The 26463-nt window shown below is 61.7% G+C and carries 25 protein-coding genes; 8 read left to right on the top strand and 17 right to left on the bottom strand.

The genetic code is table 11. The features are described 5' to 3' along the window. Positions 1 to 3: 3 nt before the first annotated feature. Positions 4 to 981, bottom strand: a complete 978-nt coding sequence (locus AC1RTP_RS10985; protein ID WP_498608046.1) for a tripartite tricarboxylate transporter substrate binding protein BugD — start codon at positions 979 to 981, stop codon at positions 4 to 6. A 145-nt stretch (positions 982 to 1126) separates the two neighbouring features. Between AC1RTP_RS10985 and AC1RTP_RS10980 the strand changes: the two genes are divergently transcribed. Beyond that, a complete protein-coding gene (locus tag AC1RTP_RS10980) occupies positions 1127 to 1858 on the top strand; it encodes a substrate-binding periplasmic protein (RefSeq protein ID WP_498607434.1) in 732 nt (243 codons plus the stop codon). On the opposite strand, the gene AC1RTP_RS10975 is transcribed toward AC1RTP_RS10980, so the two are convergent. Together AC1RTP_RS10975 and AC1RTP_RS10970 are read right to left on the bottom strand one after the other, a co-directional pair. After that, positions 1855 to 3597 carry a chloride channel protein gene (locus AC1RTP_RS10975; RefSeq protein WP_498607432.1) on the bottom strand — a complete coding sequence of 581 codons (1743 nt, stop codon included), beginning with the start codon at positions 3595 to 3597 and terminating at the stop codon, positions 1855 to 1857. The genes AC1RTP_RS10980 and AC1RTP_RS10975 overlap by 4 nt on opposite strands. Further along, the gene (locus AC1RTP_RS10970; protein ID WP_498607431.1) at positions 3594 to 4013 is read right to left on the bottom strand and encodes a MarR family winged helix-turn-helix transcriptional regulator; all 420 of its coding nucleotides are present in this window, start codon (positions 4011 to 4013) and stop codon (positions 3594 to 3596) included. The genes AC1RTP_RS10975 and AC1RTP_RS10970 overlap by 4 nt, the downstream gene beginning before the upstream one ends. Positions 4014 to 4120: 107 nt before the next feature. Here AC1RTP_RS10970 and AC1RTP_RS10965 point away from each other — a divergent pair, with 107 nt between their 5' ends. Then, on the top strand, positions 4121 to 4834 hold the full coding sequence (locus AC1RTP_RS10965) for a substrate-binding periplasmic protein (protein ID WP_498607429.1): 714 nt from the start codon (positions 4121 to 4123) through the stop codon (positions 4832 to 4834). On the opposite strand, the gene AC1RTP_RS10960 is transcribed toward AC1RTP_RS10965, so the two are convergent. Then, on the bottom strand, positions 4831 to 5793 hold the full coding sequence (locus tag AC1RTP_RS10960) for a hypothetical protein (protein ID WP_498607427.1): 963 nt from the start codon (positions 5791 to 5793) through the stop codon (positions 4831 to 4833). The two genes, AC1RTP_RS10965 and AC1RTP_RS10960, sit on opposite strands and share 4 nt — an antisense overlap. Before the next feature lie 152 nt (positions 5794 to 5945). Between AC1RTP_RS10960 and AC1RTP_RS10955 the strand changes: the two genes are divergently transcribed. Next, on the top strand, positions 5946 to 6215 hold the full coding sequence (locus tag AC1RTP_RS10955) for a type II toxin-antitoxin system Phd/YefM family antitoxin (RefSeq protein ID WP_498607425.1): 270 nt from the start codon (positions 5946 to 5948) through the stop codon (positions 6213 to 6215). A 254-nt stretch (positions 6216 to 6469) separates the two neighbouring features. Here AC1RTP_RS10955 and AC1RTP_RS10950 read toward each other — a convergent pair whose 3' ends face one another. Then, positions 6470 to 7120 carry a glutathione S-transferase family protein gene (locus tag AC1RTP_RS10950; protein ID WP_498607423.1) on the bottom strand — a complete coding sequence of 217 codons (651 nt, stop codon included), beginning with the start codon at positions 7118 to 7120 and terminating at the stop codon, positions 6470 to 6472. A 129-nt stretch (positions 7121 to 7249) separates the two neighbouring features. Here AC1RTP_RS10950 and AC1RTP_RS10945 point away from each other — a divergent pair, with 129 nt between their 5' ends. Further along, on the top strand, positions 7250 to 8014 hold the full coding sequence (locus AC1RTP_RS10945) for a flagellar brake protein (RefSeq protein WP_498607421.1): 765 nt from the start codon (positions 7250 to 7252) through the stop codon (positions 8012 to 8014). On the opposite strand, the gene AC1RTP_RS10940 is transcribed toward AC1RTP_RS10945, so the two are convergent. Next, a complete protein-coding gene (locus AC1RTP_RS10940; RefSeq protein ID WP_498607419.1) occupies positions 8001 to 8900 on the bottom strand; it encodes a helix-turn-helix transcriptional regulator in 900 nt (299 codons plus the stop codon). The genes AC1RTP_RS10945 and AC1RTP_RS10940 overlap by 14 nt on opposite strands. Before the next feature lie 122 nt (positions 8901 to 9022). Here AC1RTP_RS10940 and AC1RTP_RS10935 point away from each other — a divergent pair, with 122 nt between their 5' ends. After that, positions 9023 to 9436 (top strand): nuclear transport factor 2 family protein, encoded by a 414-nt coding sequence (locus tag AC1RTP_RS10935; protein WP_498607418.1) that lies wholly within the window; start codon positions 9023 to 9025, stop codon positions 9434 to 9436. Positions 9437 to 9897: 461 nt separating this feature from the next. On the opposite strand, the gene AC1RTP_RS10930 is transcribed toward AC1RTP_RS10935, so the two are convergent. From AC1RTP_RS10930 to AC1RTP_RS10885, 10 genes are all read right to left on the bottom strand, one after another. Beyond that, positions 9898 to 11007: a ribonucleotide-diphosphate reductase subunit beta gene (locus AC1RTP_RS10930; RefSeq protein ID WP_498607416.1), complete on the bottom strand. Its 1110-nt coding sequence runs from the start codon at positions 11005 to 11007 to the stop codon at positions 9898 to 9900. Between the two features lie 83 nt (positions 11008 to 11090). Beyond that, entirely contained in the window at positions 11091 to 13982 is a 2892-nt protein-coding gene (locus tag AC1RTP_RS10925; protein WP_498607414.1) for a ribonucleoside-diphosphate reductase subunit alpha, read from the bottom strand. A 340-nt stretch (positions 13983 to 14322) separates the two neighbouring features. Continuing rightward, positions 14323 to 15786: a sigma-54-dependent transcriptional regulator gene (locus tag AC1RTP_RS10920; protein WP_498607412.1), complete on the bottom strand. Its 1464-nt coding sequence runs from the start codon at positions 15784 to 15786 to the stop codon at positions 14323 to 14325. Beyond that, on the bottom strand, positions 15783 to 17432 hold the full coding sequence (locus AC1RTP_RS10915) for a sensor histidine kinase (protein WP_498607410.1): 1650 nt from the start codon (positions 17430 to 17432) through the stop codon (positions 15783 to 15785). Before AC1RTP_RS10915 ends, AC1RTP_RS10920 begins: the two co-directional genes overlap by 4 nt. 12 nt (positions 17433 to 17444) lie before the next feature. Beyond that, complete coding sequence (locus AC1RTP_RS10910; RefSeq protein ID WP_498607408.1) at positions 17445 to 17702, bottom strand: PP0621 family protein; 258 nt, start codon at positions 17700 to 17702, stop codon at positions 17445 to 17447. Further along, on the bottom strand, positions 17699 to 18502 hold the full coding sequence (locus tag AC1RTP_RS10905; protein WP_498607407.1) for a cytochrome C assembly family protein: 804 nt from the start codon (positions 18500 to 18502) through the stop codon (positions 17699 to 17701). The genes AC1RTP_RS10910 and AC1RTP_RS10905 overlap by 4 nt, the downstream gene beginning before the upstream one ends. Before the next feature lie 21 nt (positions 18503 to 18523). Beyond that, complete coding sequence (locus AC1RTP_RS10900) at positions 18524 to 19312, bottom strand: ABC transporter ATP-binding protein (RefSeq protein ID WP_498607405.1); 789 nt, start codon at positions 19310 to 19312, stop codon at positions 18524 to 18526. After that, positions 19312 to 20127 carry an ABC transporter permease gene (locus AC1RTP_RS10895; RefSeq protein ID WP_498607403.1) on the bottom strand — a complete coding sequence of 272 codons (816 nt, stop codon included), beginning with the start codon at positions 20125 to 20127 and terminating at the stop codon, positions 19312 to 19314. The genes AC1RTP_RS10900 and AC1RTP_RS10895 overlap by 1 nt, the downstream gene beginning before the upstream one ends. Continuing rightward, positions 20124 to 21098, bottom strand: a complete 975-nt coding sequence (locus AC1RTP_RS10890) for an ABC transporter substrate-binding protein (RefSeq protein WP_498607401.1) — start codon at positions 21096 to 21098, stop codon at positions 20124 to 20126. Before AC1RTP_RS10890 ends, AC1RTP_RS10895 begins: the two co-directional genes overlap by 4 nt. Before the next feature lie 70 nt (positions 21099 to 21168). Beyond that, a complete protein-coding gene (locus AC1RTP_RS10885) occupies positions 21169 to 21951 on the bottom strand; it encodes a M48 family metallopeptidase (RefSeq protein ID WP_498607399.1) in 783 nt (260 codons plus the stop codon). Positions 21952 to 22152: 201 nt separating this feature from the next. Here AC1RTP_RS10885 and ffh point away from each other — a divergent pair, with 201 nt between their 5' ends. The 3 genes from ffh to AC1RTP_RS10870 all read left to right on the top strand — a co-directional run bounded on the left by ffh (position 22153) and on the right by AC1RTP_RS10870 (position 25303). After that, entirely contained in the window at positions 22153 to 23520 is a 1368-nt protein-coding gene (ffh, locus tag AC1RTP_RS10880) for a signal recognition particle protein (RefSeq protein ID WP_498607397.1), read from the top strand. Between the two features lie 168 nt (positions 23521 to 23688). Beyond that, positions 23689 to 24066, top strand: coding sequence for an SWIB/MDM2 domain-containing protein (locus AC1RTP_RS10875; protein WP_055929217.1), 378 nt, complete (start codon positions 23689 to 23691; stop codon positions 24064 to 24066). A gap of 64 nt (positions 24067 to 24130) precedes the next feature. Continuing rightward, the gene (locus AC1RTP_RS10870) at positions 24131 to 25303 is read left to right on the top strand and encodes an MFS transporter (RefSeq protein WP_498607396.1); all 1173 of its coding nucleotides are present in this window, start codon (positions 24131 to 24133) and stop codon (positions 25301 to 25303) included. Here the strand turns inward: AC1RTP_RS10870 and AC1RTP_RS10865 are convergent, their stop codons facing one another. After that, entirely contained in the window at positions 25304 to 26380 is a 1077-nt protein-coding gene (locus AC1RTP_RS10865) for a trypsin-like serine protease (RefSeq protein WP_498607394.1), read from the bottom strand. Positions 26381 to 26463 lie beyond the last annotated feature (83 nt).

The following is a 26463-nucleotide window of genomic DNA, read 5'->3' as shown; positions in this document are numbered from 1 at the left end:
CCCTTAGTCAGCGTACACCCCTGCTTTAGCGATGATCGGACCCCAACGGTCGATATCGGCCTTCAGGTGGGCGCGCAGTGCTTCCGGCGTGGCGCGTTTTTCGTCAACCGGCTCGGTGCCCAGGTCGGCGAAGCGCTGTTTGACCGCAGGGTCTTTCAGCGCCACTTGCAAGGCGCCGACCAGGCTGTCGATGATTGGCTTCGGCGTGCCCTTCGGCGCGTACATGCCGTGCCACACCGCCACCTCAAAGCCCGGCAGGCCGGCTTCGTTCAGGGTTGGTACGTCCGGCATCGACGGCACGCGGGTCTTGGTGGTGACGCCGTACACCTTGATCTTGCCGCCCTTGATCTGGCTGGTGGTATTGGTGGTCTGGTCGCACATGAAGTCGACCTGGCCGCCCAGCAAATCGTTCATGGCCGGACCGGTGCCCTTGTACGGCACGGTGGTCAGGTCGGTCTGGATGGCGGACATGAACAGCATGCCGCACAGGTGAGAAGCCGAACCCAGGCCGGCATTGGCGTAAGTGACCTTGGTCTTATTGGCCTTCACATAGGCCAGCAGCTCCTTGAAGTCCTTGGCCGGGAAGTCCTTGCGCGCAACCAGGGTCATCGGCACGTCGGTCACCAGGCCGATCGGCTCGAAGCTGTCGATGGCGTTGTAGCTCAGCTTGCGGTACAGGGCTGGCGCGGTCGAGTGGCCGATATGGTGCAGGAAGATAGTGTAGCCATCCGGCGCCGACTTAGCTGCGCGCGCTGCGCCGATGGTGCCGCCGGCGCCGCCGACGTTTTCCACGATGATCTGCTGTTTCAGTTTGGTGCCCATGGATTGCGCCAGCAGGCGCGCCACGGTGTCGGTAGGACCGCCGGCGGCGAATGGCACGATCATGGTGATCGGCTTGGTAGGGTAATTCTGTGCCTGCGCAAGGCCGGCGCCAAGCAGGGGCAGGCAAGCCAGTGCGGAAATAATGGCGCGTCGTTTCATCATGTGTTCTCCCATTGATGTTGGTTGATTTGAATTGCACTACTAGTAATAGTTTTACCAGCAATCAATAGGGGATTCAAGTAAGGCTTTCTACTTGACTGTTTCTTACGTTGACTTCGCCCGGCAAGACGCACATGATTGCCTGATGAAAAAACAGACGCTGCTGCTCGCCGCATGGGTTTTTGCGCTCCCAATCGCAGCGCAGGCGGGCACTTTGCAGTTGTTTACTGAGAACACGCCGCCCGACATCATGCGCGACGGCGAGCGCATCACCGGCATCTCGCCCGACAAGGTGAAAGAAATCATGTCGCGCGCCGGCATCAAATACACCATGGAGATCATGGCCTGGAAGCGCGCCTACGAACTGGCGCTGCGCACACCCAATTCCTGCGTATTTTCCACTTCGCGCACACCCGAACGGGAGGCGCTGTTCAAATGGGTCGGACCCTTGCGCGAATTCGACTGGACCCTGTACGGCCTGGCCAATTCCCCCCTCCAACTGGCGACCCTTGACGACGCCAAGAAGCTGCGCATCGGCGGCTACAACGGCGACGTACGCGTCCAGTATTTGCAAGACCGGGGCTTCACGGTCGATGTCGCGCCGGACAATTTCTCCAATCCGCGCAAGCTGATGGGCGGCCGCATCGACCTGTGGGTGACCAGCCACCAGTTGGCCCATGGCTTGATCGAGCGCGAAGGACTGGTCGGCAAGATCGTCCCCCTGCTCACCTTCCATACATCGCGCGCCTACCTGGCCTGCAACAAGGCCGTGCCGGATGCGACCATTGCCGCCATGTCGGCCGCCATGGCTGACATCTTAAAAGATGGTACCGCGGCGGCCATCGACCGCAAGTATGCCAACTGGCCCCAGCGTTAAGACCCCAGCGTAAAGCGGCGGAAACGGTGGCGCCGGTGCTCCTCGTTGTCCAGCGAGAGAGAGGACTTGATCATATCGCTGCGGCTGATGATGCCCACCAGCTGGCGGCCCTCGGCATCGGCCACCACCGGCAAGCGCTCCAGCCCATGCACCGCCAGCCTGATCGCCACCGTGCGGCAGGTCTCGCCGCGCAGCGCCACGATGGGCGCGTTCACCCCATACAGCTCGCGCACATGGACCGCATCGCCCGCCTGCTCCAGCGCTGCCCGGTCCAGCATGCCCATCACCGCGCCGCCCTTCGTTACCGGGAAGGCGCGATGGCGCTGGCCCACCCCGAAGAACGAAGCCAGTACGTCGTCCACGCGCGCATCGGCCTCGATGGACACCGGCGTAGTCGTCATCACCTCTTCGACGCTATGCCTCTCCAGCGGATCGATGCCGTATTCGCGGTAGATGTGGTGGCCGCGGCGGGCGATCTTCTCGGTCAGGATCGAGCGGTGCATGGTGATCACGGTAAAGCCATAGGCCACCACTGAAGCGGCCAGCACCGGCAGCAGCGCGTTCGCATCGTGCGTCAGCTCATAGGCGAACACCGTCGCCATGATCGGCGCGCGCATCATGCCGCCCAGCGTGGCGGCCATGAACACCAACGGCCAGACCGCCGGCGTACCGCCCGGAAGGTAAGGTCCCAACAACGTGCCAAGACCAGCGCCCAGCATCAGCAAGGGCGCCAGCACGCCGCCTGATGTACCCGAGCCCAGTGCGATCAGCCACATGACAGCTTTCGCCACCAGCAGCGTGACCACCACGCCGGCAGCCAGGTGGATTTGCAGCAGGTCGCCGATCACGTCGTAGCCCACGCCCAGGGCACGCGGCTGGAAATAGCCGCCCACGCCAATGGCAATCGCGCCCAGCGCCGGCCACCACATCCAGTGGATAGGCAGCTTGTGGAAGCCATCCTCAACCCGGTACAAAGCTGTCGACAGAAGCCATGCCATGGCGCCGCACAGCACACCGGCCAGGGCGCAGGATAGCAAGGCCACCGGCGGCAGCACCGGGCTTTGTTGCGGGAACAGCGGCCCCGCCTCCATCAGCAGCGGCCGCAGGAAGCCGGCCACCGCGCAGGCAATCGCCACCGGCAGCAGGCTGCGCGGGCGCAATTCAAACAGCAGCAGCTCGACCGCCAGCAGCAGCGCCGCAATCGGCGTGCCGAATACGGCCGTCATGCCCGCCACCGCGCCCGCCACCAGCAAGGTCTTGCGCTCAGCATCGCTCAAGTGGAAATGCTGGGCGAACAGCGAACCGACCGCGCCGCCCGTCATGATGATCGGACCTTCCGCACCGAACGGTCCGCCGCTGCCGATGGCAATCGCCGACGCCAGCGGCTTGAGCACCGCCACCTTGGGCGACATTGCACTGCGCTTGAACAGGATGGCCTCGATCGCCTCCGGAATGCCGTGGCCGCGAATCTGCTCCGAACCGTAGCGCGCGATCAGGCCGATGACCAGCGCCCCGATCACCGGCACCGCAATCACCCAAGCGTCCAACGCATGGCCAGCCGGCGACTGCTGCGCCGTCGACAGGCTTTGGAAGAAGAACAAGTTTGTGAAGAGCGAAATCGCCTTCAGCAGCAGCCAGGCAGTGCCCGTGCTCAGCGCGCCGATAAAAGCAGCCATGGCGCCAATCGGCAGCAGGCGCGCGTCGCCGCTGAAGTCGCGGCGCGGATCGTAAGGTTTCATGGTTTCTGAGGCAAGTTTGGAACAGTGAACACGCCATGCAGCGATTGCAGTTCTGCGCGGTGGATGGCGGCCAGGCGCAGCAGCACCTCTTCGCCGGCAGGCAGCACGTGGACTTCGACCTTGCGCCGGTCCAAGGCATTGGGCCGGCGCTCGACCAGCCCAGCCGCCTCGCAGCGGCTTAGCAAAGCAACCACGCCATGCTGCTGCGCTTGCAGCCGCTCGGCCAACTCGCCCACCGTGGCCCAGTCCCGGGCCGGATAGCCTTTGATATGCAAAAGCAGCAAGTACTGCAGCGGCGTGATGCCCTCGGCCTGCGCTGCGTTTTCGGAAAAGCGCTCGAAGCGCCGCATCTGGTAGCGGAACTCGGACAGGGCCATGAAGTCGGCCTTGTCCAGTGAATCTGGTGAGGACGGCATTATATATCACAATATGATGTAATTCAGTCGGACATCATATCACCATTTAAAGCGGCCATCGCAGTGCATAATGAGGCATCTTTTCTGCCCCGCTTCGTATGGCTCCCTTGCGTCTCCTCGTTTTCACCTGCCTGCTCATGTCGGCGCCACTGGCCTGGTGCACCGAACTTGTTGTACTGGTCGACCGCGCGGCCGATATGCCGATGTCGCGCATTGAAAACGGCCGCCTCACCGATGGCGTACACAAGATGCTTGGGGAGATGCTGGCCCGAGGCACGGGCCGCGAATTGCGCTTCCTGCTTCTGCCGCGCAAGCGCATCGCAAGGGCGCTGCAGGAAGGCCAGGCTGACATCCTGTGCGGCTATATGCCGGAATGGATCGAGGGGGATTACCTGTGGACTGAGCCTGTCTTCACGGCGGAAGAAGTCCTGGTCACCGATGCCAGCCAACCGCGCCCGCAATCAATCGCCGACCTGCGCGGACAGCCCATCGGCACCATCCTCGGCTACCAGCATCCGGAGATCCAAGCAGTACTTGGCGATGGTTTTGTGCGGGACGACTCGCCCAATATGCAAACCAATCTTGAAAAGCTCGCGCGCGGCCGGGTGCACCACATCCTGATTGCACGCGGCGTGCTCGATTACCGACAGCGAGTGCGGGCCGCACCGCTCAATCTGCATCCGCCATTGACGGCAGCGAGCTTCGATACACGCTGCGCCGTATCGCGCCGGGGCCATCTCAGCCTGGCCGAAGCCAACCACGCCATCGCGGCCGCCGCCAAAGACGGCACGCTGTCACGCATCATGGCCCAATTCCGTTAAAGGCCGATGTTTTTCAATTCTTCCGGCAGCAGATAGGTGTAGCTCTTCGGATCGAACATCACCTTCCAGGTTTTCGCCTCAAGCTTCACGCCGTCTTTCATGCCCGGCTTGCGCGTGACGTACAGCGGCGTAAACGTCGAATCGCCAACCGGGTCCGTGCGATAAGTCCACTGCAGCCTGGTGCAGCGCGGAGGCTCCCAGTCTTCGCCGTCGTCTTCCACTTCCGAAGTGGATTCACCTGAAGTGTCGCCCTCGGTCTTCGCCGGTTTTTTCTCGCTTTTCGCCTGCTTCCACTCGGCATAGCGACGCTCAGTCTCCTCGCATCCACCGGAGCCGATCACCTCGGACGCAGCATCGAACTGCGCCAGGACTGCAATCTGCTCATTGTGCGGAGCCAGCACCACATTGCGCGTATTGGTGATCTCTTCGCCATCGCCGGTCTCAATATCAGAGACCTTTACCACCCAGCCCCAGACATCAGCGCTCAGCGCCTCGAAATGCACACGCTCCGGCGTCACCGGATCGGCGCCGCTCGAACGCCGTACGTCGCTATACTCATACAGCTGCCCGCCGCTATAGCGCAGCTGGAACACGCCATAGAACGAATCCTGCGCGCCATTGGTTTCGATCGTGCGGCCGCTGGCAACGACATAAAGCTCATCACCCTCCTTGCCATCGACCTTCTTCTGCTGCACCACCGTGACCAGGTAAGTCGAATGGTTCTCCTCGTCGACATACAGCCAGCCACGCTGAGACTCCGAATACTTCCCATAGTTGCGCGTCATGAGTTCGGAAATCGCCTCATTCGCATCGAAGGAATGTAGCGCCTGCGGCCTATCGCGGAACGCCATCACCGCGATCATCGCGGAGAACAGCAAACCCACAGCGGCAAAAACATAAATCGCGATACGAACCCATTTCCTGGAGGGCTTCCGGCCAGTTGTCGTCACTTCTTCCATTGCTTCTTGATAGTTGATTTGCGGAAATCTTACAAAAAGCGCAATTATACAAAGATCAAGAAAACGTGATTTCAACCGTGCGCCACCCCGACTAAATTCAGATGGAATTCGGACTATGATTGACCGGGCACCCTGCACTCCCGAGGCCTATCATGAAATTCTCAACCAACATCAAGCCGATCAGCTATCTGAAAAGCAATGCAGCCGAAATCGTCCGCGAGGTCAGCCAAAGCCGCGAGCCTTATCTGATTACACAAAATGGCGAAGCAAAGCTGGTCGTCATGGATGTGCGCACTTACGAAGAAAATGAGCAGAGTCTTGCCCTTCTCAAGATACTTGCACTTGGCCAGAAAGAGATCGATCAAGGGCAGTTCCGTCCAGCTGAAGACGTTTTGGCTGACCTTGAGCGTGAAGAACCATGACTGGAAAAGGCGTTCGCCATCCGCGCTCTTGACCCCGCCGTAATCGACGGGGTTTGCCGCGCCCTAGATCAATTCCCGCCGAATTGGAAAAACTCCAGTTTCGCCAATACCGCCAAGTCAATTCCGGCATGAATCGCATCGTCTACGAAATACGCGGCAATACCGCATATATTCACCTCGTGTGCGATGCCAGACGCGATCTCAAGGCATTGCTGATGCGGAGACTCCTTGCAGGCCAATAGATAGCTTGCCCCTCAACTGGCCGGCTGGGCCGTGTTAAACGCCAATTGGGCAGCGAAGGCCCGCTTGTATGCCGGGCGCGCTTCGCCGCGGGCGACGTAGGCGGCAAGGCGGGGGAATTCATCCAGGATGCCCGATGGCCGCACTCGTAGCAGCACCGAGACCATCATCAAATCTCCCGCACTGAATTCGCCATCCAGCCATTCTGCATCGCCCAGGCGGGCGGATAGTTGACCCAGCCGGATGCGGATCCGGTCCGCAATCAGCGGCAAGCGCTCCTGGCTCCACGGCTTGTCGCCCTCCTGGAACTTGGCAATCGACAGCTCAAGAATCGGCGGCTCCACTGTATTCAGCGCAGCAAACATCCACGTAATCGCCCGAGCTCGGGCACTGCCCTCCTCCGGCAACAAACCCGCGAAGTGCGAGGCGATATGGAAGATAATCGCGCCCGACTCAAACAACACAAGATCGCCCTCCTCAAAGGTGGGAATCTGCCCGAAGGGATGAAGCGCCAGATGCGCCGGCTCCTTCATCGCTGCGAAGGAAACCGGCCGCACCTCGTAAGGCTGCCCCACTTCCTCCAGCGCCCAGCGAAGACGCGTATCGCGCGCCAGCCCCTTGCCGCCATCCGGCGAACGTTCAAATGCGGAAATGGTGATAGTCATCGGATTCTCCTTGTGTCTGTGATCTCACGACGGACGAGACCCAGCCAAATCGACAAGCTTTCGGGAAATACGTTGCTATTGAGCAAATCACAACCTATGATGAGTTTATAGACACGCGCTATCAACGATATGCTGCTCAGCGATCCCAAAGCAATCCCGATCCGCAAAGGGCCGCCAAGGCCACAAGATGCGATTGCACCTTTCCCGCCTTCAGCCAATTCATATGACATGGCCAGCGAAGATGAGATCGGCGACGCACTGACCTTGCTGGCGGCGAATGGCGATGCAATCTCAATCTACGCTGCCGGCAGCCGCGAGCCAGTACTGGCACGCATCCTGTCCGTCGATCCCGAATTGCCGCACTTCGTGATGGAGTTGAACGAGGGCGCCACCCTGCAGCCCGGCAAGCTAACCTTCGTGACTGTACTCGGCAACGCGAAAATGCAGTTTCGCCAGACAGATCCGGAATGGAGGCCTGTGCCCGGCAAGCCTCATCTGATTCCGATGACGTTCCCCGAGACCTGCACAGTCATGAACCGGCGCGCCTTCGAGCGCCTTGAAACGCCGCTCGGCGCCAATTTCCTGGCCTCGTTCGTCATGAACGGCACGACTCCCCATGAGATACCGATTTACGATTTCTCGCAGGGCGGTATTGGCCTTCGCTGTTCAAAGCTCGAGGCGAAGGGCTTGCTGCGGGGCCGAAAACTGCGCGACGTGGTGCTGGATATGGGAGCGGAAACCATCACGGTCACGGAAATGGAAATCCGCGTCACCCGCGCCTTCCGCTCTTTCCTGCTAGGCGAGCAGCTTCACATCGGCTGCAAGTTCGTCACGCTGGCGCCAGACGAGGAAAGTAAGCTCAAGAGCGTGGTGGATCAGGTCAAGCGCGCGTAACAGCGGCACGAAAAGCCGATGGCGTCGTGCCCTGCGTCTTGCGGAAAGCCGACGCGAATGCCGACGGCGTTTGGTAGCCGACTTCGAGTGCAACCTCGTAAATCGACAACTGCGGCAGGGCCAACAGTGCGCGTGCTCGCTCCATTCGCAGATGGGTGAGCCATTCGTGAGGCGTTTGGCCGGTGGCGCGTTTGAACGACACGCAGAAATGGAATCGGCTGAGCCCAGCGATGCCAGCAAGTTCATCGAGCAGAAGATCCTGGTCCAGCCGCTCATGGACATATTCACGAAGCCGCTTTAGCTGCCACGCCTGCAAGCCCGGAAGCGCGTCCCGCACAGGACGCATGCCCGCCGCAACATGCGACCGAACAAGATGCAAGCACAGCAGCTCTATGGCCTGATCCGCAAACAGCCGGCTATGCTCAAGAGGATTCGCAGCCTCCAACGCCAGTACCTGAAGCATGTGCGATGCGACAGGATCGTCGAAAGAAATCCGGTCCGCAAATTGCACGTCCTGTAAATCGCTCCCCAACGTCGCCGCACAAGACTGAAGCTGTGCATCGGACAGATAAACGTGCGACACCTCCACGTTGCCGGCCACATCCCAATGCGCCTCATGCCCCCTGGGAATGAAAGTCATCAAGCCCGGCCTTTTGACACCGATCGAACGGCGCTGGCCATCGCGCCATGAATACGACTGACTTGCACCGTAATAAGTCATTACGACGTGCTCATTCATTGGCAAAACCCGGCCATTGACGGCCCCATGACGGAAGCGCGTGGTCAGCCGCACATCGCCCCGATACGCCTGCGGATCAAGCGGCGGCGTGGTACTCAGGACGCGTGACAACTCATCGGCTGCAGCCAGGTTGGAAGCGGAGGTCATATGACAATCTACCATGCCATCGCAATTTCACGACAGCTTCCGCAAGATCGCTACACTACCTTTGCCCGTTAATTTCTAAACTGGCGCTCACATTGAACCACTTAACTTAGAAGGAGATCTCCGTGTCCAACCTGCCAAAGATCGGTGCATTGTTCGAAGCGTATGCCAACAATAACGTCGCAGCTGTCAGGGACGTCCTGGCTGAAGACATTATTTGGCGCATTCCCGGCCACCATCCGCTCGCCGGGGAAAAGCATGGCATCAAGGAAGTGCTGGCGTTCTTTGATCAGCTGGGCAAAGCCGGATTCCAGGCCCAGCCCTATGCGATCGCCGAGCATGAAGACTACGTCATCGACCACCACCGCGGATGGAGCACGCACGGCAGCGGGCTCGATCTGACCTGGTGCCTGGTATTCCGCTTCGAAGAAGGCAGGATCAAGGAAGTCACCAACTTCTGCTCCGACCAGCACAAGGCGGATTTGTTCTTCCATGAAGTCTACCGGCTCAAGCCCATCCCTGAGCGCCTGGCAGAGTGACAGAAGGCGAGTAACAAGTGCCAACCCCAGATCGTCATCGGGCGGGCATATAAAAGAAGTAGCGTCAGCGCCATGATCGTCTCCTCGTGTTTGTAATGACACGACGGACGACGTGCTGGCGGATCGACAAAAAAAGGCGCATCACGGATTACCGGCCCTACCATCTTGCCGCTGTCGGTGGTGCCGGCGGGTCAGACCCTTGCCGGGTTGGTTTTGGAAATCGGGCTGACAACAGTTCAAGGCGACCCGTTTGCCTCTCGTTCAACACAGATGTCGCCAAGGCGTACACGGCTAGCGGCTGAGTAAAGCAAGACCCGGTAAACCCGTGTCAGACGGGACGGCCATCCGGCAAGGGTCTGACACACCTGCGCCACCGTCTGCAATAAGGTGGGGCTCCCGGTAATCCGCGATTTACAAAAAAAAAGCCCGGCGGTGCCGGGCTTTCATCGTGGAGCGGGAGTTTAATCCCAGCTCAGCGCGCCGCCGGTCTGGTACTCGGTCACGCGGGTTTCGAAGAAGTTGCGTTCCTTCTTCAGGTCGATCATTTCCGACATCCATGGGAATGGATTCTCGTCCTGGTCGAACAGGGTTTCCAGGCCGATCTGGGTCGCGCGGCGGTTGGCGATGAAGCGCAGGTAGCCTTTGAACATGGCGGCGTTCAGGCCCAGCACGCCACGTGGCATGGTGTCTTCGGCGTAGCGGTATTCCAGCTCAACAGCCTGCAGGAACAGGCCCTTGATCTCTTCCTTGAAGGCCGGGGTCCACAGTTGCGGGTTTTCCAGCTTGATGGTGTTGATCAGGTCGATACCGAAGTTGCAGTGCATCGATTCGTCACGCAAGATGTACTGGTACTGCTCGGCAGCGCCCATCATCTTGTTCTGGCGGCCCAGCGCCAGGATCTGGGTGAAGCCGACGTAGAAGAACAGGCCTTCCATCAGGCAGGCGAACACGATCAGGGACTTCAGCAGCTGCTGGTCGGTCTCCAGGGTGCCGGTCTTGAAAGTCGGTTCGGTCAACACGTTGATGAACGGGATCAGGAACTGGTCCTTGTCGCGGATCGACGCTACTTCGTTGTAGGCGTTGAAGATCTCTTGCTCGTCCAGGCCCAGGGACTCCACGATGTACTGGTAAGCGTGGGTGTGGATCGCCTCTTCGAACGCCTGGCGCAGCAGGTACTGGCGGCACTCAGGAGCGGTGATGTGGCGGTAGGTGCCCAGCACGATGTTATTCGCTGCCAGGGAGTCGGCGGTAACGAAGAAGCCCAGGTTACGCTTGACCAGGCGGCGCTCGTCTTCGGACAGACCGTTCGGGTTCTTCCACAGCTCGATGTCGCGCTGCATGTTCACTTCCTGCGGCATCCAGTGGTTGGCGCAGCCGGCCAGGTATTTGTCCCAGGCCCACTTGTACTTGAATGGCACCAGCTGGTTGACGTCGGTCTGGCCGTTGATGACGCGCTTGTCGTCGGCATTCACGCGCAGCGCGACTTGTTCGGCGCTCGCTTCGGCGGCGGCGCCCATTACTGCAGGGTTGGCGCGCGGTGCTGCCGCGGCTTCATCGTCCCAGGATAGCATTTGTATTATTTCCTCTTGTATTCAAAACCGGTAAACCGATGTCAGACCCGCAGGGTCCGACACCAAGCTTACACCTTATTTTATTACTGGCAGGCTTCGCATTCCTCGAAACCGTCGTCACCAGGACGCAGGTAGCAGGCGGCGCCGTCTGGCTCAGCAGCTACGGCGGCTGGAGCGTCAGGCACGTTCGCGGACACGGCGTTCAGGGCGCCGGTGCGGGAAGTCGACTTCTCCATGTGCGACGCAGCGATGGTGCGCAGGTAGTAGGTGGTCTTCAGGCCACGCAGCCATGCCAGCTTGTAGGTTTCGTCCAGGGTCTTGCCGGACGCACCTGCCATGTAGATGTTCAGCGACTGCGCCTGGTCGATCCACTTCTGGCGGCGCGATGCTGCTTCCACCAGCCAGCTTGGCGACACTTCGAACGCGGTGGCGTAGATGTCGCGCAGGTCTTGCGGTGCGCGGTCGATCTTGCTCAGCGAGCCGTCGAAGTACTTCAGGTCGGCGATCATCACTTCGTCCCACAGGTCGCGTGCCTTCAGGTCGCGCACCAGGTAGGCGTTGATCTCGGTGAATTCGCCGGACAGGTTGGACTTCACGTACAGGTTCTGGAAAGTCGGTTCGATGCAAGCCGACACGCCGATGATGTTCGAAATGGTTGCAGTCGGGGCGATCGCCACGCAATTCGAGTTACGCATGCCGAACTTGGCGATGCGTTCACGGACCGGGGTCCAGTCCATCGAGGACGACAGGTCCTGCTCCAGGTAGCCACCGCGCTGTTCTGCCAGCAGGCGCACGGAGTCTTGCGGCAGGATGCCGCGCGACCACAGGGAACCTTCGTACGACTGGTAACGGCCGCGCTCTTCCGCCAGCTCGGTCGAAGCCAGGTAAGCGTAGTAGCACACTGCTTCCATCGAGGTGTCGGCGAACTGCACCGCTTCCATCGAAGCGTAAGGCAGGCGCATCATGTGCAGGCAGTCCTGGAAGCCCATCACGCCCAGGCCGACCGGACGGTGGCGCATATTGGCGTTGCGTGCTTTCTCAACGGCGTAGTAGTTGATGTCGATCACGTTGTCCAGCATGCGCATCGCGGTGCGGATGGTCTTCTGCAGCTTGACGTGGTCGATCTTGCCTTCCTTCATGTGGGCAGGCATGTTCACGGAACCCAGGTTGCAGACGGCGATTTCGTCGGCGTTGGTGTTCAGGGTAATCTCGGTGCACAGGTTCGAGGAGTGCACCACGCCTACGTGCTGCTGTGGCGAACGGATGTTGCAAGGATCTTTGAAGGTGATCCATGGGTGGCCGGTTTCGAACAGCATGGACAGCATCTTGCGCCACAGGTCCAGCGCTTCGATCTTCTTGAACAGGCGCAGTTCGCCGGAAGCGGCCTTGGCTTCGTAGCCCAGGTAAGCTTCTTCGAATTCCTTGCCGAACTTGTCGTGCAGGTCAGGTACGTCGGACGGCGAGAACAGGGTCCAGCTGCCCTTTTCCATCACGCGCTTCATGAACATGTCCGGAATCCAGTTCGCGGTGTTCATGTCGTGGGTGCGGCGGCGGTCGTCGCCGGTGTTCTTGCGCAGGTCGAGGAATTCCTCGATGTCCATGTGCCAGGTTTCCAGGTAGGCGCAGACTGCACCCTTACGTTTGCCGCCCTGGTTCACTGCCACGGCGGTGTCGTTCACCACTTTCAGGAACGGAACCACGCCTTGCGATTTGCCGTTGGTGCCCTTGATGTGGGCGCCCAGTGCACGCACCGGGGTCCAGTCGTTGCCCAGGCCGCCGGCGAACTTGGCCAGCAATGCGTTTTCCTTGATGGCGTCGTAGATGCCTTCCAGGTCGTCGGACACGGTGGTCAGGTAGCAGGAGGACAGCTGCGAACGCTGGGTGCCGGAGTTGAACAGGGTCGGGGTCGACGACATGAAGTCGAAGGTCGACAGCAGGTTGTAGAACTCGATGGCGCGCGCTTCGCGGTTGGTCTCGTTCAGGGCCAGGCCCATGGCGACACGCATGTAGAAGGCCTGCGGCATTTCGATGCGCACATCGCGCACGTGCAGGAAGTAGCGGTCGTACAGGGTTTGCAGGCCGATGTAGCCGAATTGCAGGTCGCGGTCGGCAACCAGGGCTTTGGCCAGCTTGGCCAGGTCGAAATTGCCCAGTTCTTCGTTCAGCAGTTCAGCAGCGATACCTTTGGCGATGTACTGTGGGAAGTACTCGATGTAGGCAGCGGCGGCGCCGGCTTGCGGCACTTCCTTGCCGAACACTTCCTTACGGATGGTGTGCAGCAGGATGCGTGCGGTCACCTGGGAGTACGCAGGGTCCTTTTCCATCAGCGCGCGGGCAGCCAGGATGGCGGACTTGTGCAGTTCTTCGACCGGCACGCCGTCGTACAGGTTCTTCACGGTTTCGGCCAGGATAGCGTCGGCATCGACGTGCTTTTCCAGGCCCTTGCAGGCGGCGCCGATCAGGTCGCGCACTTCCTGCATCACCAGCGGACGGGCAACGCCGTTCTCGGTGACGTTGATCTGTGGTTCTGCGGTGGCGGTGGCGCCGGCCGCTTCTTTCTTCAGGCGGCGTTCTTCCATGTGCTTGGCGCGGTACAGCACGTAGGAACGCGCCACATCGTGTTCGCCGGAGCGCATCAGGGCCAGTTCAACCTGGTCTTGCACGTCTTCGATATGGAAGGTGCCGCCGGTTGGCTGGTGACGCATCAGCGCTGCCACCACTTTCTGGGTCAGTTCTTCCACCAGTTCGCGGATGCGGGCGGAAGCCGCACCCTGGCCGCCGTTCACTGCCAGGAAGGCCTTGGTCATTGCCACGGCGATCTTGGATGGCTCGAAAGCTACCACGGCGCCGTTGCGGCGGATGATGCGGTAGTCGGCCAGTTGGCTAGCGGAAACAGCGACGCCGCCAGCGGTTTCGCCAGCGGAAACAGGCACTTGAGGCGCCTGAGTGGTGGAAATGTCTTGAGTAGATTGCATTTATGCTCCGCGTATTCAGTATTTGTTTATGACCACTATATCTAGTGAACCATCGAATTCCGTCCACTAATTGTAGTGACCGCTTCCCGATCATACAAGGTGAAATTTTTTCGTTTAGACCACGATTTCTTATTGACTTTTGCATTCTCCAATCACTGCGGGCGATTGGCGGTGAGCGAGCACTAACACTGCTTTTTCTTTGCTGATTTAATAAGCAATGTTGCGACGCAGCAGGAGATTGTGCGTTGGCAAAAACGCTACAGCAAAATGGGGTCTTTTTCGCGGCGGACCGGGATTATAGTCGATCCGGGCGGCGCAGGTCGCGCCGCCCGGATCCTGGTCACCCGGGATCCTGGATGTTCAGCTTCTGCATCTGGTAACGCAGCTGGCGGAAGCTGATGCCCAGCAATTGGGCGGCCTGGGTGCGGTTGTAATGAGTTTGCGTCAGGGCGCGGGTGATAATCTCGCGCTCCACCGCTTCCAGGTAGGCCGGCAGGTTGCTCGGCAGGATGTCGAGCACCGGCAACGGCGGCATGGATGGCGCTTCAATCGGAGCAGGCTCGGCGTCGGGCACCGGCTCCGGCTCGGCGGCTGCTTCGGGCACGACCGGCGCAGCCGGTACGGCCGCCACAGCAGGCGCAGGTGGCGGCATCGCCCCGCCCTTCAAGGCCAGGTCTTCCGCCGAAATCACGCCATCATTGGAAAACGCCAGCGCGCGCTCCAGGATATTTTCCAGTTCCCGCACATTGCCCGGGAAGGAATAAGTCTTCAACACCTCGAGCACGCCCGGCCCGAGCACCGCTTTGTGCTCAAAGCTCCCCAGCCGCGCCAGGATGGCCCCGACCAGCTCTTCCAGGTCGTCCAGCCGTTCGCGCAGCGGCGCCAGGCGCAGCTCGATCACGTTCAGGCGGTAGAACAAGTCTTGCCGGAACTGGCCTGCCTCCACCAGCTTTTCCAGGTTCTTGTGGGTGGCGCTGATAATGCGCACGTCCACCGGTTCTTCCGCTGTGGCGCCGATCTTGCGCACGCGCCGTTCCTGGATCGCACGCAGCAGCTTGACCTGCATGGCCAGCGGCAGGTCCGCCACCTCGTCCAGCATCAGTGTGCCGCCATTGGCCGCCTGGAAGAAGCCATCGCGTTCGTCGGCCGCGCCGGTGAAAGCGCCTTTGCGGTAGCCGAAGAATTCAGCCTCCATCAAAGCTTCGGGAATGGCGCCGCAGTTGACCGCGATGAAAGCCTTGTCCGCGCGCGAGCTCTGAGCATGGATTTCACGCGCCGCCAGCTCCTTGCCGCTACCCGACTCACCGTTGATGGCGATCGGCGCCATCGAACGCGCCAGGCGCGCGATCTGCGCGCGCAGCGACTGGATCACCGCCGAATTGCCGCGCAAGCGGCTTGGCTGCTGCCCGCGCGCCGGCGCGGCCGCCGGTGCGCTGTCGGTCACGCGCAGCGCCGACTGCACCAGCACGCGCAGCTGGTCCAGCTGCACCGGTTTGCTCACATAGTCAAAGGCGCCCGCCTTCAGCGCCACCACGGCGTTTTCGGCGCTGCCAAAAGCCGTCACCACAGCGATGGGGATGTTCTTGCCGCTGGCCGATACTTCGCGCACCAGTTCCAGCCCAAGGCCGTCGGGCAGGCGCATATCGGTCAGCACCAGTTGGTAATCATTTTCGGCAAACAGCTGGCGCGCATGCTGAAGGGTCTCGGTGCTGTCCACGTCCAGCCCCATCTTCAACAGGGTTATTTCCAGCAGTTCGCGCAGGTCGGCTTCATCATCAACGACCAGCACACGTGGAGAAGTCATGCAAATCTCGCAAAAGTAATAACAAAGCGGCCACTCGACTTGCGTGCGCCGCCCTCATCCACGCCGGCATCGAAGCGATGTTCGTAATCCAGCATGGCATCGTTATTCAAACACAATTCGCGAGCGAGGTACAAACCCAGTCCGGTGCCCTTGCTGGACGTGGTGTAAAAAGGCTCGAACAAATGCGCCCTCACCTGCGGTGAAATTCCGGGGCCATCGTCCTGTACATGCAGCTCCAGCGGGTGTCCTGCCGCCTGCACGGTGAAAACACGGATGCTGGAAGGGGTGCCGCTGGCGTAGCGCACAGCGTTGTTTAAAAGATTCAGTACCACCTCGCGCAAGTGCAGCGGATCGAAGCGCACCGTCACTTTTCGCATGCCGCCCAGGCACAGGATCTTGCTGTCCAGGCGGTGGGTCTCGTCGAATTCCGCCTTCAACTCGTTGAGGAAGGAATCCAGCTCCATCGGGTCGTGGTGGCTTTGCGCCTTGCGCGACAGCTTCAGGATGTCTTCCACCATCCGGTTCACGCGCGCCACATTGTCGTTGATGATCTTCAGCAGGCGCTTGTGCACCGGCGCCTGCAAATCTTCTTCCAGCAGCGAGTTGGCGTGGCCGATCGCCGACAGCGGGTTGCGCACTTCATGCGCGATGCTGGCCGTCAGGCGGCCCATCGAGGCCAGTTTCAGCTGCTGCGCCTTTTCCTCGATGCCGGTCACGTCTTCCAGGAAGATCACATTGCGCTCGACGTCCAGGCCGGCCGTATCGGCGGCGGCGAAACGCAGCTTGAGGTGCAGCGGCACGTCGCGCCGCGCACTCCAGGCAGCCGTCATTTCTTCCTGCTCCGGGTCGGCATAGGGCTTGATGGTGATGAAGGCGGTGGCCTGCGACGGGTCGGCGCGCCAGCTTTCGTAGGCAGAGGCCAGCGGCTGCAATGCCGCACCTTCCAGCACCAGCGCCGTGCCGCCCAGCATTTGCTGCGCGGCCGGGTTGCTCATATAGATTGCGCCGTCCGCGCCGACCACCAGGATGCCGTCGGCCGAATGCGCAATCACCAGGCGGTTGACAGCCTGCTGCACCCCAACCTCAATGCCGCGCTGGGCCGCCAGTTCTTCCTGGCCGATCAGGCGCGCCGCCATGCGGTTCACCACCAGCACGACGGCAAACCAGGCAACGCCATACAGGCCGGCCTGCAGCACCGGCGAGTCGCCTTCGGAGATGGCTTCGTAGATGGTGTGGCCCAGCATGAACAGCGTGGCCAGCGAAGCGCTGAACAAGGCCAGCACCAGCGGCGCCAGGATCGCGCAGCCGGCCAGCGGGAACAGGTAGAGGATGGCCAGGCCGGAACGCATGCCGCCGGCGGCGATATAGAGCAGCGAGATGCAGGTCAGGTCGCAGGCCACCTGCGACATCAGCTGCAGCATGAATTGGCGCCGCCAGCGGCTGGCCAGCGCCTGCAGCGCCACGGCCGTCACCAGGTAGATGAGGCAAATCTGCACCGTCAGTTCATGCGACAGACGCAGGCGCTCGGTGCCGAAATACACCATCAGCACCAGGGCGATCACGATCCGGGTCGCGCCCAGCGCCTTTAAAGAGCGCCAGAAGGTATCGCGCGATGCGGCCGACAGGGAATGGAGGCGGGCAAACACGCTGGTAGCGCCTTAGTGCGGGGCGTGCGCCGCACAGCAGTAGTCACGGCCATTGGCCGGCACGTTTTCAGAGGCGGGGAAATGCACGCCGCAATGCGCGCATTGCAGCATCTTTTCAGTCGCCAGCTCCGATGGGCGTTGCTGTTGGCGCGGCGCGGCCTGGCCGTCTTGCTGGCTGCCTTGCGGCGGGCCGCTCATCTTACGCAGTTTGCTGCGGATGGCGGCGATCACCAGGAACACCAGCGCCAGCCAGAAAAGAATGCGTGTCATACCAACCCTCGATGCAAAACAACTTCCAGTACAAAGCGGCTGCCGACATAGGCCAGCAGCAGAGTCGCAAAGCCCGCCAGCGTGAAGCTGAGGGCCGTCTTGCCGCGCCAGCCGCGGAAGTGGCGGCCGGCCAGCAGGGATGCGAACAGGACCCAGGACAACAGGGTGAAGACCGATTTGTGGTCCCACTTCAGCGCCCGGCCAAACAATTCTTCGGAAAACACGATGCCCGACAGGACGGTCAGGCTCAGCAGCACGAAGCCGAAACCGATCAGGCGGAACAGCAGCTTTTCCATCGTCAGCAGCGCCGGCAGCTGGTCCAGCGCCGTGGCGAAAAAGCCGGGCCGGTCGTCGCGCGTATGCAAGCGCGACTCCTGCAGCGCCATCAGCACCGCGTGGAAGGCGGCGATTGTCAGCGTGCTATAAGCCAGCGTGGCGATGGCGATATGCCAGCCCAGCATGACCGGACGGCCGGTGGTCGGGATCAGCGAACCGGGGAAGCCCGCCTGCAGCGCCACCGCCAGCGCAGCCACCGGCAGCACGATGCGGCGCAGGCCGTCCAGCGTGTAATTCTGGTTCTCCAGCCAATAGGCGCCGACCGAAATCCACAGCGCCGACGACAGCATGGTGGCAAAACCGACGCGCAGCGAACCGGGCACCATGACGTCGGCCCACAATGCCGCCCCGTGCAGCAGCCAGGCGCCCGCCGTCAATGCGGCGATGGGCACGGCCTTGCGCGAGGGGAGGAAACCACAGACCAGGTAAAGCAGCGTTGCTGCGATCAGAAAGTAAGTTTGCATCCAGTAAGTTTAACACTGCGGCTAATCAACGGCCGCGGCCCGCAACTCGTCGTTATGGTGCCGTTGTTGTTCTTCCATCACCAACTGTCCCAGCTCACGCTTCAAAGCATTGAACTCCGGCGCCGACGGGTCGCGCGGGCGCGGCATGTCGACCAGGAGATCGCGCTTCACCGTGCCCGGACGGTAAGTCATGACCACGATGCGGTCGGCCAGGTAAATCGCTTCTTCGATACTGTGGGTGACGAAGATGATGGTCTTTTTCAGCTCGCCCCAGATGCGCAGCAGCTCGTCCTGCAGGTTGCGCCGGGTCAGTGCATCGAGTGCGCCGAATGGTTCGTCCATCAGCATGATCGGCGAATCCAGCGCCAGCACGCGCGCAATGGCCACCCGCTGCCGCATGCCGCCCGACAGGTCTTTCGGGAAGCGGTGGCGGAAATCCTGCAGCGACAGGGTTTTCAGCAGCCGCTCCACGGTGGCATCGATCTCCGCCTTCGGCATGCCCTTGATCTCCAGGCCGAAGGCCACGTTGTCGGCTACCGTCATCCACGGGAACAGCGCGTACTCCTGGAACACCATGCCGCGCTCCGGCCCCGGTTCGCTCACCGGCTTGCCGTCGGCGATGATGCTGCCGCTGGAAGGCGGCGCAAAGCCGGCGATGGCGTTCAGCAGCGTCGACTTGCCGCAGCCCGAAGGCCCCAGCAGGCAGACGAACTGGCCGCGCGGGATTTCCAGGTTGATGTTCTGCAGCGCCACCACCGAGGTGCCGAATACCTTGCTGACACCGTTTACTTCAATATGCGCGGCGCTCATTAGCTCTCCAGGCCGCGGTGCCAGCGCAGCAGGTAGTTGTTCAGGCGGTCCATGGCCACGTCGATGGCCAGGCCCAGCAAACCGATGGTGATCATGCCGGCGATGATCTTGTCCGACCAGAAGTACTCGCGCGCCTCGCTGATGCGGAAGCCAAGGCCGTTATTCACCGCCACCATTTCCGCCACGATCACCACGATGAAGGCCGTGCCGATGCCGATGCGCACGCCGGCCAGGATGGACGGCACGGCTGCCGGCAGGATCACGCGCAGGAACATGGTCGGGCCGGAAGCGCCCAGGTTGCGCGCCGCCCGCAGATAGATGCCGTCGACCTGGCGCACGCCGGCGATGGTGTTGATCAGCACCGGGAAGAAAGCGCCCAGCGAAATCAGGAAAATGGCCGGCGGATTGCCCAGCCCGAACCACAGCATCGACAACGGAATATAGGCGATCGGCGGCACCGGGCGGATGATCTGCACCAGCACATTGAACAGGCGGTAGGCATGGGCGCTGGCCCCCATGGCCAGGCCGAGCGGCAAGGCCAGGCCCGCACCGAGGGCAAAACCGACCAGGACGCGGAACATGCTGCCCATTGCGTCCTGGATCAACTCACCGGAGAAGGCCCAGGACAGCCAGTGGCCATTGCCGTCATACGGCTGCAGCGGCAGCAGGTATTCCACCCACTTGCGCGCCACTGCTTCCGGCGAAGGCAGCGCCTGCGGATTGACCCAGCCGTGGTAAGTCACGAAATGCCAGACCAGCACCAGCGTCGCCGGTGCCAGCAGCCCAACGCCTATGTCGCGCCAGGCCAGCTTCATTTAACGCCCAGCGATTTCTTGGCTTGCTCCAGCAGGTCGGTCTTGACCCATTCCTTGGCCACCGGAGGCTTGGCCATGCGGCCTACGCCGGTCTTGACCATGATGTCGGTGGTGACCTGGATATGTTCAGGCGAGATGTCGTAGGAGTATGGTGAATTGCCGATCGCATCCTGGAAATCGTCGCTGGTGATCTGGCCCTTGAACACAGTCTCGCGCACGTATTTTTCAGCGGTCGCCGGCTGGTCGATGAAAGTCTTGGTCGACTCCACGAAGCAGCGCATGAACTTCTCCGCCACCTGGCGGCGCTCTTTGTAGAACTTCTCCGTCATGACCATGGTACGGATTGGTTCGCCGATCGGCGTGTTATACGGCTTCATGATCTCGATGCCGTAGCCCTTGTTGATGGCCTGCGAGGATTGCGGCTCCGACTGCATCATGGCGTCGATATGCTTGCCGAGCAGGGCCTGGTTCAGGTCAGCATAGGCCAGCAGCACCAGTTGCACGTCCTTGCCCGGCTGGTCGGATGCCGTCAGGCCGGCCTGCTGCAGTTCGGCCAGCAGCAATACTTCCTGGATGCCGCCGCGCGTCACACCGACCTTCTTGCCTTTCAGGTCCTTGATGGATTTGATATTCAGGTCGCTGCGGCTCACCAGGCGCGCACCGCCCTTGGCAAAGCCGGCCACCGCGTAGATAGGCGCGCCGCCGGCACGGCCGGAGATAGCCGCTTCGGAAGCGGTGGCGCCCACGTCAAGCTCGCCCGCCAGGATGGCCGACATCACGTCCAGGCCCTTGGCGAATACGCGCTCTTCAACCTTGATGCCGCACTTCGGCGCAATCTCCTTGATATACGACACGGCGCCGTAGTGGGCGAACTTCAGGTTACCCAGGCGTACAACTTCCTGCGCCTGCGCGCTGCCTGCGAACACGAGCGCAGCAAGCGCTACCGATTTGCCGATACTTTTCAGTTTCATCCAGCTCTCTCCATAGGTAAATTTTGGCCGGCGCGGCCGCGCGCCCATCATACATCGACAACAGCGGGGATTAAAGTGCGCTGCGTTCGCGCTGGTGCGCCAGGCGTTCGGCGCTGGGGTGATGGATCGCCAGGTAAGCGCGCTGCATGCTGCCCAGGCGGGACAGCTCTTCCTGCACTTCGGCGAGGTTGCGCAGCGACAGGCCGTTATGTTCCAGCAGGTCGGCGGCGTAATCGTCCGCTTCCACTTCGTCCTGCAGCGGCCAGGCCAGGTTGGGCGCACGCGCCGCCACGCTGGCGACCTGCCATTCCGTATTCCCCAGCACCACGCTGGCGGCGGCGGGCAGCATCGCCTCCTGCGCCAGGCGGCGCAGCATATGGCCCCGGTGCAGGTGGCCCAGTTCATGCGCCAGCACGGCCAGCACCGCGCCGTCGTCGGGCAAGGCCCGCACCAGCGCATCGGTCACGATGATGTCGCCCGAAGGCAGGGTGAAAGCGGTAGCGCCGGCGTGCCCGCTGCGGAACAGCAAGCGGTGGCGCGGCGCACCTTCATGCGGCGCCTGCAGGCTGGCGAAGGCGCTGCTGATGCGATGCTGGCGCGCGATATCGAGCTCACTCGGCAGCAGGGTATGGATATCCAGTTCGTGCAACATGTCCTGGCCCAGCTGGACCGCCAGTTCCGGCGGCATGGCGTCGGCCAGCCGCTGCGCGGCCGCCGGACGCGCCATTTGCCAGGCCACTGCCAGCCCGGCGCAAGCCAGGGCAAACAACACCGCGCGGCGCCAATGGCGCAGCACGCGCCGCCGGCCAGGCGCGGGGGTGTCGATCAGGTCTGGAACAGCCAGCGTTTGCACAAATGCTTTCGAAAATTAACTTATCAGCAAGATGCACGGCGCCAGCGCATCTTGTCAACAGGAAACTTTGTTTATTTCACAAATTGTGCACGAGAGTGACAATTGGTGAGAGAGCGGGCTGCAAAGAGTGCCGCTGCCGTCGCGGCCAACTCCTAAGGTAAAATGGCGGGATTTTCCGCTTCTATTATTAGTAGGCCACCAATGCTAGACAACCTGACTACGCGCCTTGCCAAAGTCGTCAAGACGATGCGCGGCGAGGCTCGCCTGACCGAATCCAACACCGCCGAGATGCTGCGCGAAGTACGCATGGCGCTGCTGGAGGCCGACGTCGCCCTGCCGGCCGTGCGCGAATTTATCGCCAAGGTCAAGGAAAAGGCGCTCGGCGAAGAAGTGATTTCCTCGCTGACCCCGGGCCAGGCCCTGGTCGGCGTGGTGCAGCGCGAACTGGGCGCCCTGATGGGGGCCGACCTCGGTGCGGACGCTTCCCAGCTGTCCTTTGCCCAGCAGCCGCCGGCCATCATCCTGATGGCTGGCCTGCAAGGTGTGGGTAAGACCACCACCGTCGGCAAGCTGGCCAAGTACCTGAAAGAACAGAAGAAAAAGAAAGTGCTGACCGTATCGGCCGACGTTTATCGTCCCGCCGCTATCGCCCAGCTGCAATCGGTCACCGCGCAAGTGGGCGCCGACTTCTTCCCCTCCACCGCGCAGGACAAGCCGGTCGACATCGCCCTGGCCGCGCTGGACTGGGCCAAGAAGCACCACCATGAAGTGCTGATCATCGACACCGCCGGCCGCCTCGGTATCGACGAAGAGATGATGAAAGAGATCGCCGCCGTGCACGGCGCGGTCAAGCCGATCGAAACCCTGTTCGTGGTCGACGCCATGCTGGGCCAGGACGCGATCAACACCGCCAAGGCCTTTAACGACGCCCTGCCGCTGACCGGCGTGGTGCTGACCAAGCTCGATGGCGACTCGCGCGGCGGTGCTGCGCTGTCCGTGCGCCACATCACCGGCAAGCCGATCAAGTTCGCCGGCGTGTCCGAAAAGCTGGACGGCCTGGAAGCCTTCGACCCGCAGCGTATGGCCAACCGCATCCTGGGCATGGGCGACATCCTGGCCCTGGTCGAGGAAGCGCAGAAGAACGTTGACACCAAGGCCGCCGCCGAACTGGCCGCCAAGGTCAAATCGGGCGGCAAGTTCGACATGAACGACTTCAAGGCCCAGCTGGCGCAGATGAAGAAAATGGGCGGCATGTCCGGCCTGCTCGACAAGCTGCCGGCCCAGTTCCAGCAAGCGGCGTCCGGCGCCAATATGGACCAGGCTGAAAAGCAGGTGCGCCGCATGGTCGGCATTATCGACTCCATGACCCCGAAAGAGCGCGCCAAGCCGGAACTGATCAAGGCCGCCCGCAAACGCCGCATCGCGGCCGGCGCCGGGGTCCAGGTGCAGGAAGTCAACCGCATGCTGGCCCAGTTCGACCAGATGCAGACCATGATGAAAAAGCTCTCGGGCGGCGGCATGATGAAGATGATGCGCTCGATGAAAGGCATGATGCCGGGCATGCGCTAAGCCCCGCGAAGCCGCAAAAAGCCGCCCTCGGGCGGCTTTTTTTGTGTTTAAGTCTTGTTTCCCCTAAAAAACCCACAAAAACACTTGCACAAGCTGCAAACCCCCGCCAATATTAGCCGTGCGATAGTATTGCGCAATTATCCATTTGTTTGTTAAGGAGGCTCGAATATGGCAACAGCCAAGAAAGCAGCACCAGCAGCAAAGAAAGCCGCCGCCAAGCCAGCAGCTAAAAAAGCCGCTCCAGCGAAGGCAGCCGCCAAGCCAGCAGCAAAGAAAGCCGCAGCACCAGCAGCACGTAAACCTAACGCAGCCTTCATGAAGGCAATGACTCCATCGAGCGCACTGTCCGCCGTAGTCGGTTCCGCACCGCTGCCGCGTACCGAAGTGACCAAAAAAGTCTGGGACTATATTAAGAAACTGAACCTGCAGGACGCCGCAAACCGCCGCATGATCAATGCGGACGACAAGCTGAAAGCTGTCTTCGGCGGCAAAGCCCAGGTTTCCATGTTTGAAATGACCAAGCTGATTTCCGACCACCTGAAATAAGCTGCTTCTGGCTGTTGCAGCCATTCGAGGAGCCCCGACGCCACGCGCTCGGGGCTTTTTATTTATGCGCGCCCTACATCGACTCGCCATCCCGCTGGCCAGCCTGACTGCACTGGGCTTGCTCGCTTCCGACCTGTACCTGCCGGCGATTCCCGTCATGGCGGCTGAACTGGGCGCGTCCATTCCTGCCGCCCAGGCCACCATGGCGCTGTTCATGGCGGCACTGGCGCTGTCGCAACTGGCCTGGGGCTGGGCGGCCGACCATTTTGGCGACCGCCGTACCATCATGGCCGGCACCGCTTTGCTTGGAGGCGGCAGCCTGGTTTGCGCTATGGCGCCCGGCATCGATTGGATGCTGGCGGGCCGCTTGCTGCAAGGCCTCGGCGCTGGCGCCGCAACGGTTGCCGTACCCGCCCTGATCCGGCGCCGCTTCGACGAAGCGGATGCGGTGAAGGCGCTGGCCATGGTGGCCATGGCCGAATCCACCATTCCCGCCATCGGTCCCGTCGCCGGTGCAGCGATTGTGCTGTACGCCGACTGGCGCACGACGTTCTGGCTGATCGCAGCGATGTCGCTCCTGCTGCTGCCGCTGGTCGCGCGCATCGTCGGCCCGGCCACCGCCTCCGCCGACGCGGCGCCAAAGAACGCCGGCGCCGCGGCCTCGACCGGTTACGCGCCGCTGCTGCGCAACCGCCGCTATCTGCGCTACGCCCTGGGCTATGCCCTCATGTTCGGCGCCCTGCTGATGTATGTGGCCAGCGCGCCGGTCCTGGTCACGCACGCGCTTGGGCTGGGAATCGAAGCCTTCGCCATCCTGCAGATCTGCGGTGTGCTGGCCTTCATGGCCGGCGCCACGGCTGCCGTGGGGCTGGTGAAAAGCCTCGGCCAGCAATGGCTGATGCGCAGCGGGACGCTGCTGCAATTCGTGGCGGGAGCTGGTTTGATGGGAATGGCCTTGCTGGGACTGACCGGCACACAAGGCCTGCTCGTGCTGGCAATTCTTGCCGCCCTGTTCTGCGGCGGCTTGGGACTGCGCGGCGCAGCCACCATGGGCGGCGCCTTGAGCGCCGCCGGTGACGACGCCGGCAAAGGCGCAGGACTGCTGATGTTCCTCTCCTTTGCCTGCGTCGCGGGCGCCACGCAACTGGTGGCGCCTTTCCTGCATTACGGCTTGCTGCCCTTGGGAGGGCTGCTGTTCGCGATGGTCAGTGCCAGCGCGATCCTGCTACCGATTTAATTAGCCTTGCTTGCGGCGACGAGCCACGCCAGCCAGCGCCAGCAGGCCCAGGCCGAACACGGCCAGCGAACCCGGCTCCGGCACGAACAGCGCGGTGCCGCCGGTTTCCTGGGCGATGTAGTCCAGGTAGCTATGCAGCACCATGCCGCCGAAGTAGCTGCCGAAAGTGCCAGCGGTGTAGCCAGCGGAATTGCTGAAGGTGTTGGTAGCGATCAGCATCAGCTCACCGTACATCTCAACGAAGGAAGGACCGCCGGAGTCGCCGCCGCCGATACCGGATTCACGGTTGTTCGGCAGGATTGGCGAGCAAGCGTCGTAACGGGTGCAGAAGGTGTCCTTGCCGCCGCCGTCGAAGTCGCCGTACCAGATTTCAGCACGGCCGGTGCGGCCATGCTCATCGTCCAGGCCGAACAGGTCGACATAGTTTTCGCCGCTGCGCTTGACGCGGAAGGCTGGGCTCACGGTGTAGCCGTTCACGCCGTCGCCGGAGGTGCCGTAGCCGGCCATGATGATGTGGGTGCCGGACACCAGTTCGTTGGTGGCGATCTTGTAGATCTTGGCGCTGGCAGGCGCATCGCGGTTCAGGGTCACAACGGCTACGTCGTCGTTGACGCACTGGCCGGTCAGGCCGGAGCCGACCGGGCAACGGCCGAAGCCTTGGTAATCAGCGTGCATCGACACCTTCGAGGCAGCGATCACAGCCGAGCCGGCGCCGGAGGAAGTCGAGTTGAACACGGCCAGCACGTTATTGCCAGGCTTGTTCAGGTCGATCAGCGCGCCGTTGCCGTTGGTGTCGACGCAGTGGCCGGCGGTTACGATCTGGCGCTTGCTGACCAGGGTGCCGGAGCAAATGTACTGCGAGCCGTCGTACTGGATAGCCAGGCTGACCACGCCCGAGAAGCGCGACGATGCGACGTTCGGATCAACGTGGGCGCCTGGAGAATCCGGCAGGGCGCCGGAGGTGATCATTGGCGTGTTGCCAGAAGTCAGCGAGGTACCTGGCGTCGCCGATGCACTGCCGATGGCGCCAATTGCCAGAACTACGCCCAGCAGCTTCTTGATTGCGGTATTGCCCAAAATTGCATTCTCCCTAGATGGTAATGTTTTAGATAAAGCAACATTGCCAAGCAGGAATCATGCCTAAAAGAAAATTCCCTTTT

The organism is Pseudoduganella sp. GW821-FHT11H04 (assembly GCF_058807935.1).
Note: the sequence above shows the minus strand (reverse complement) of the source record. Positions and strands in the feature narration are given on the sequence as shown.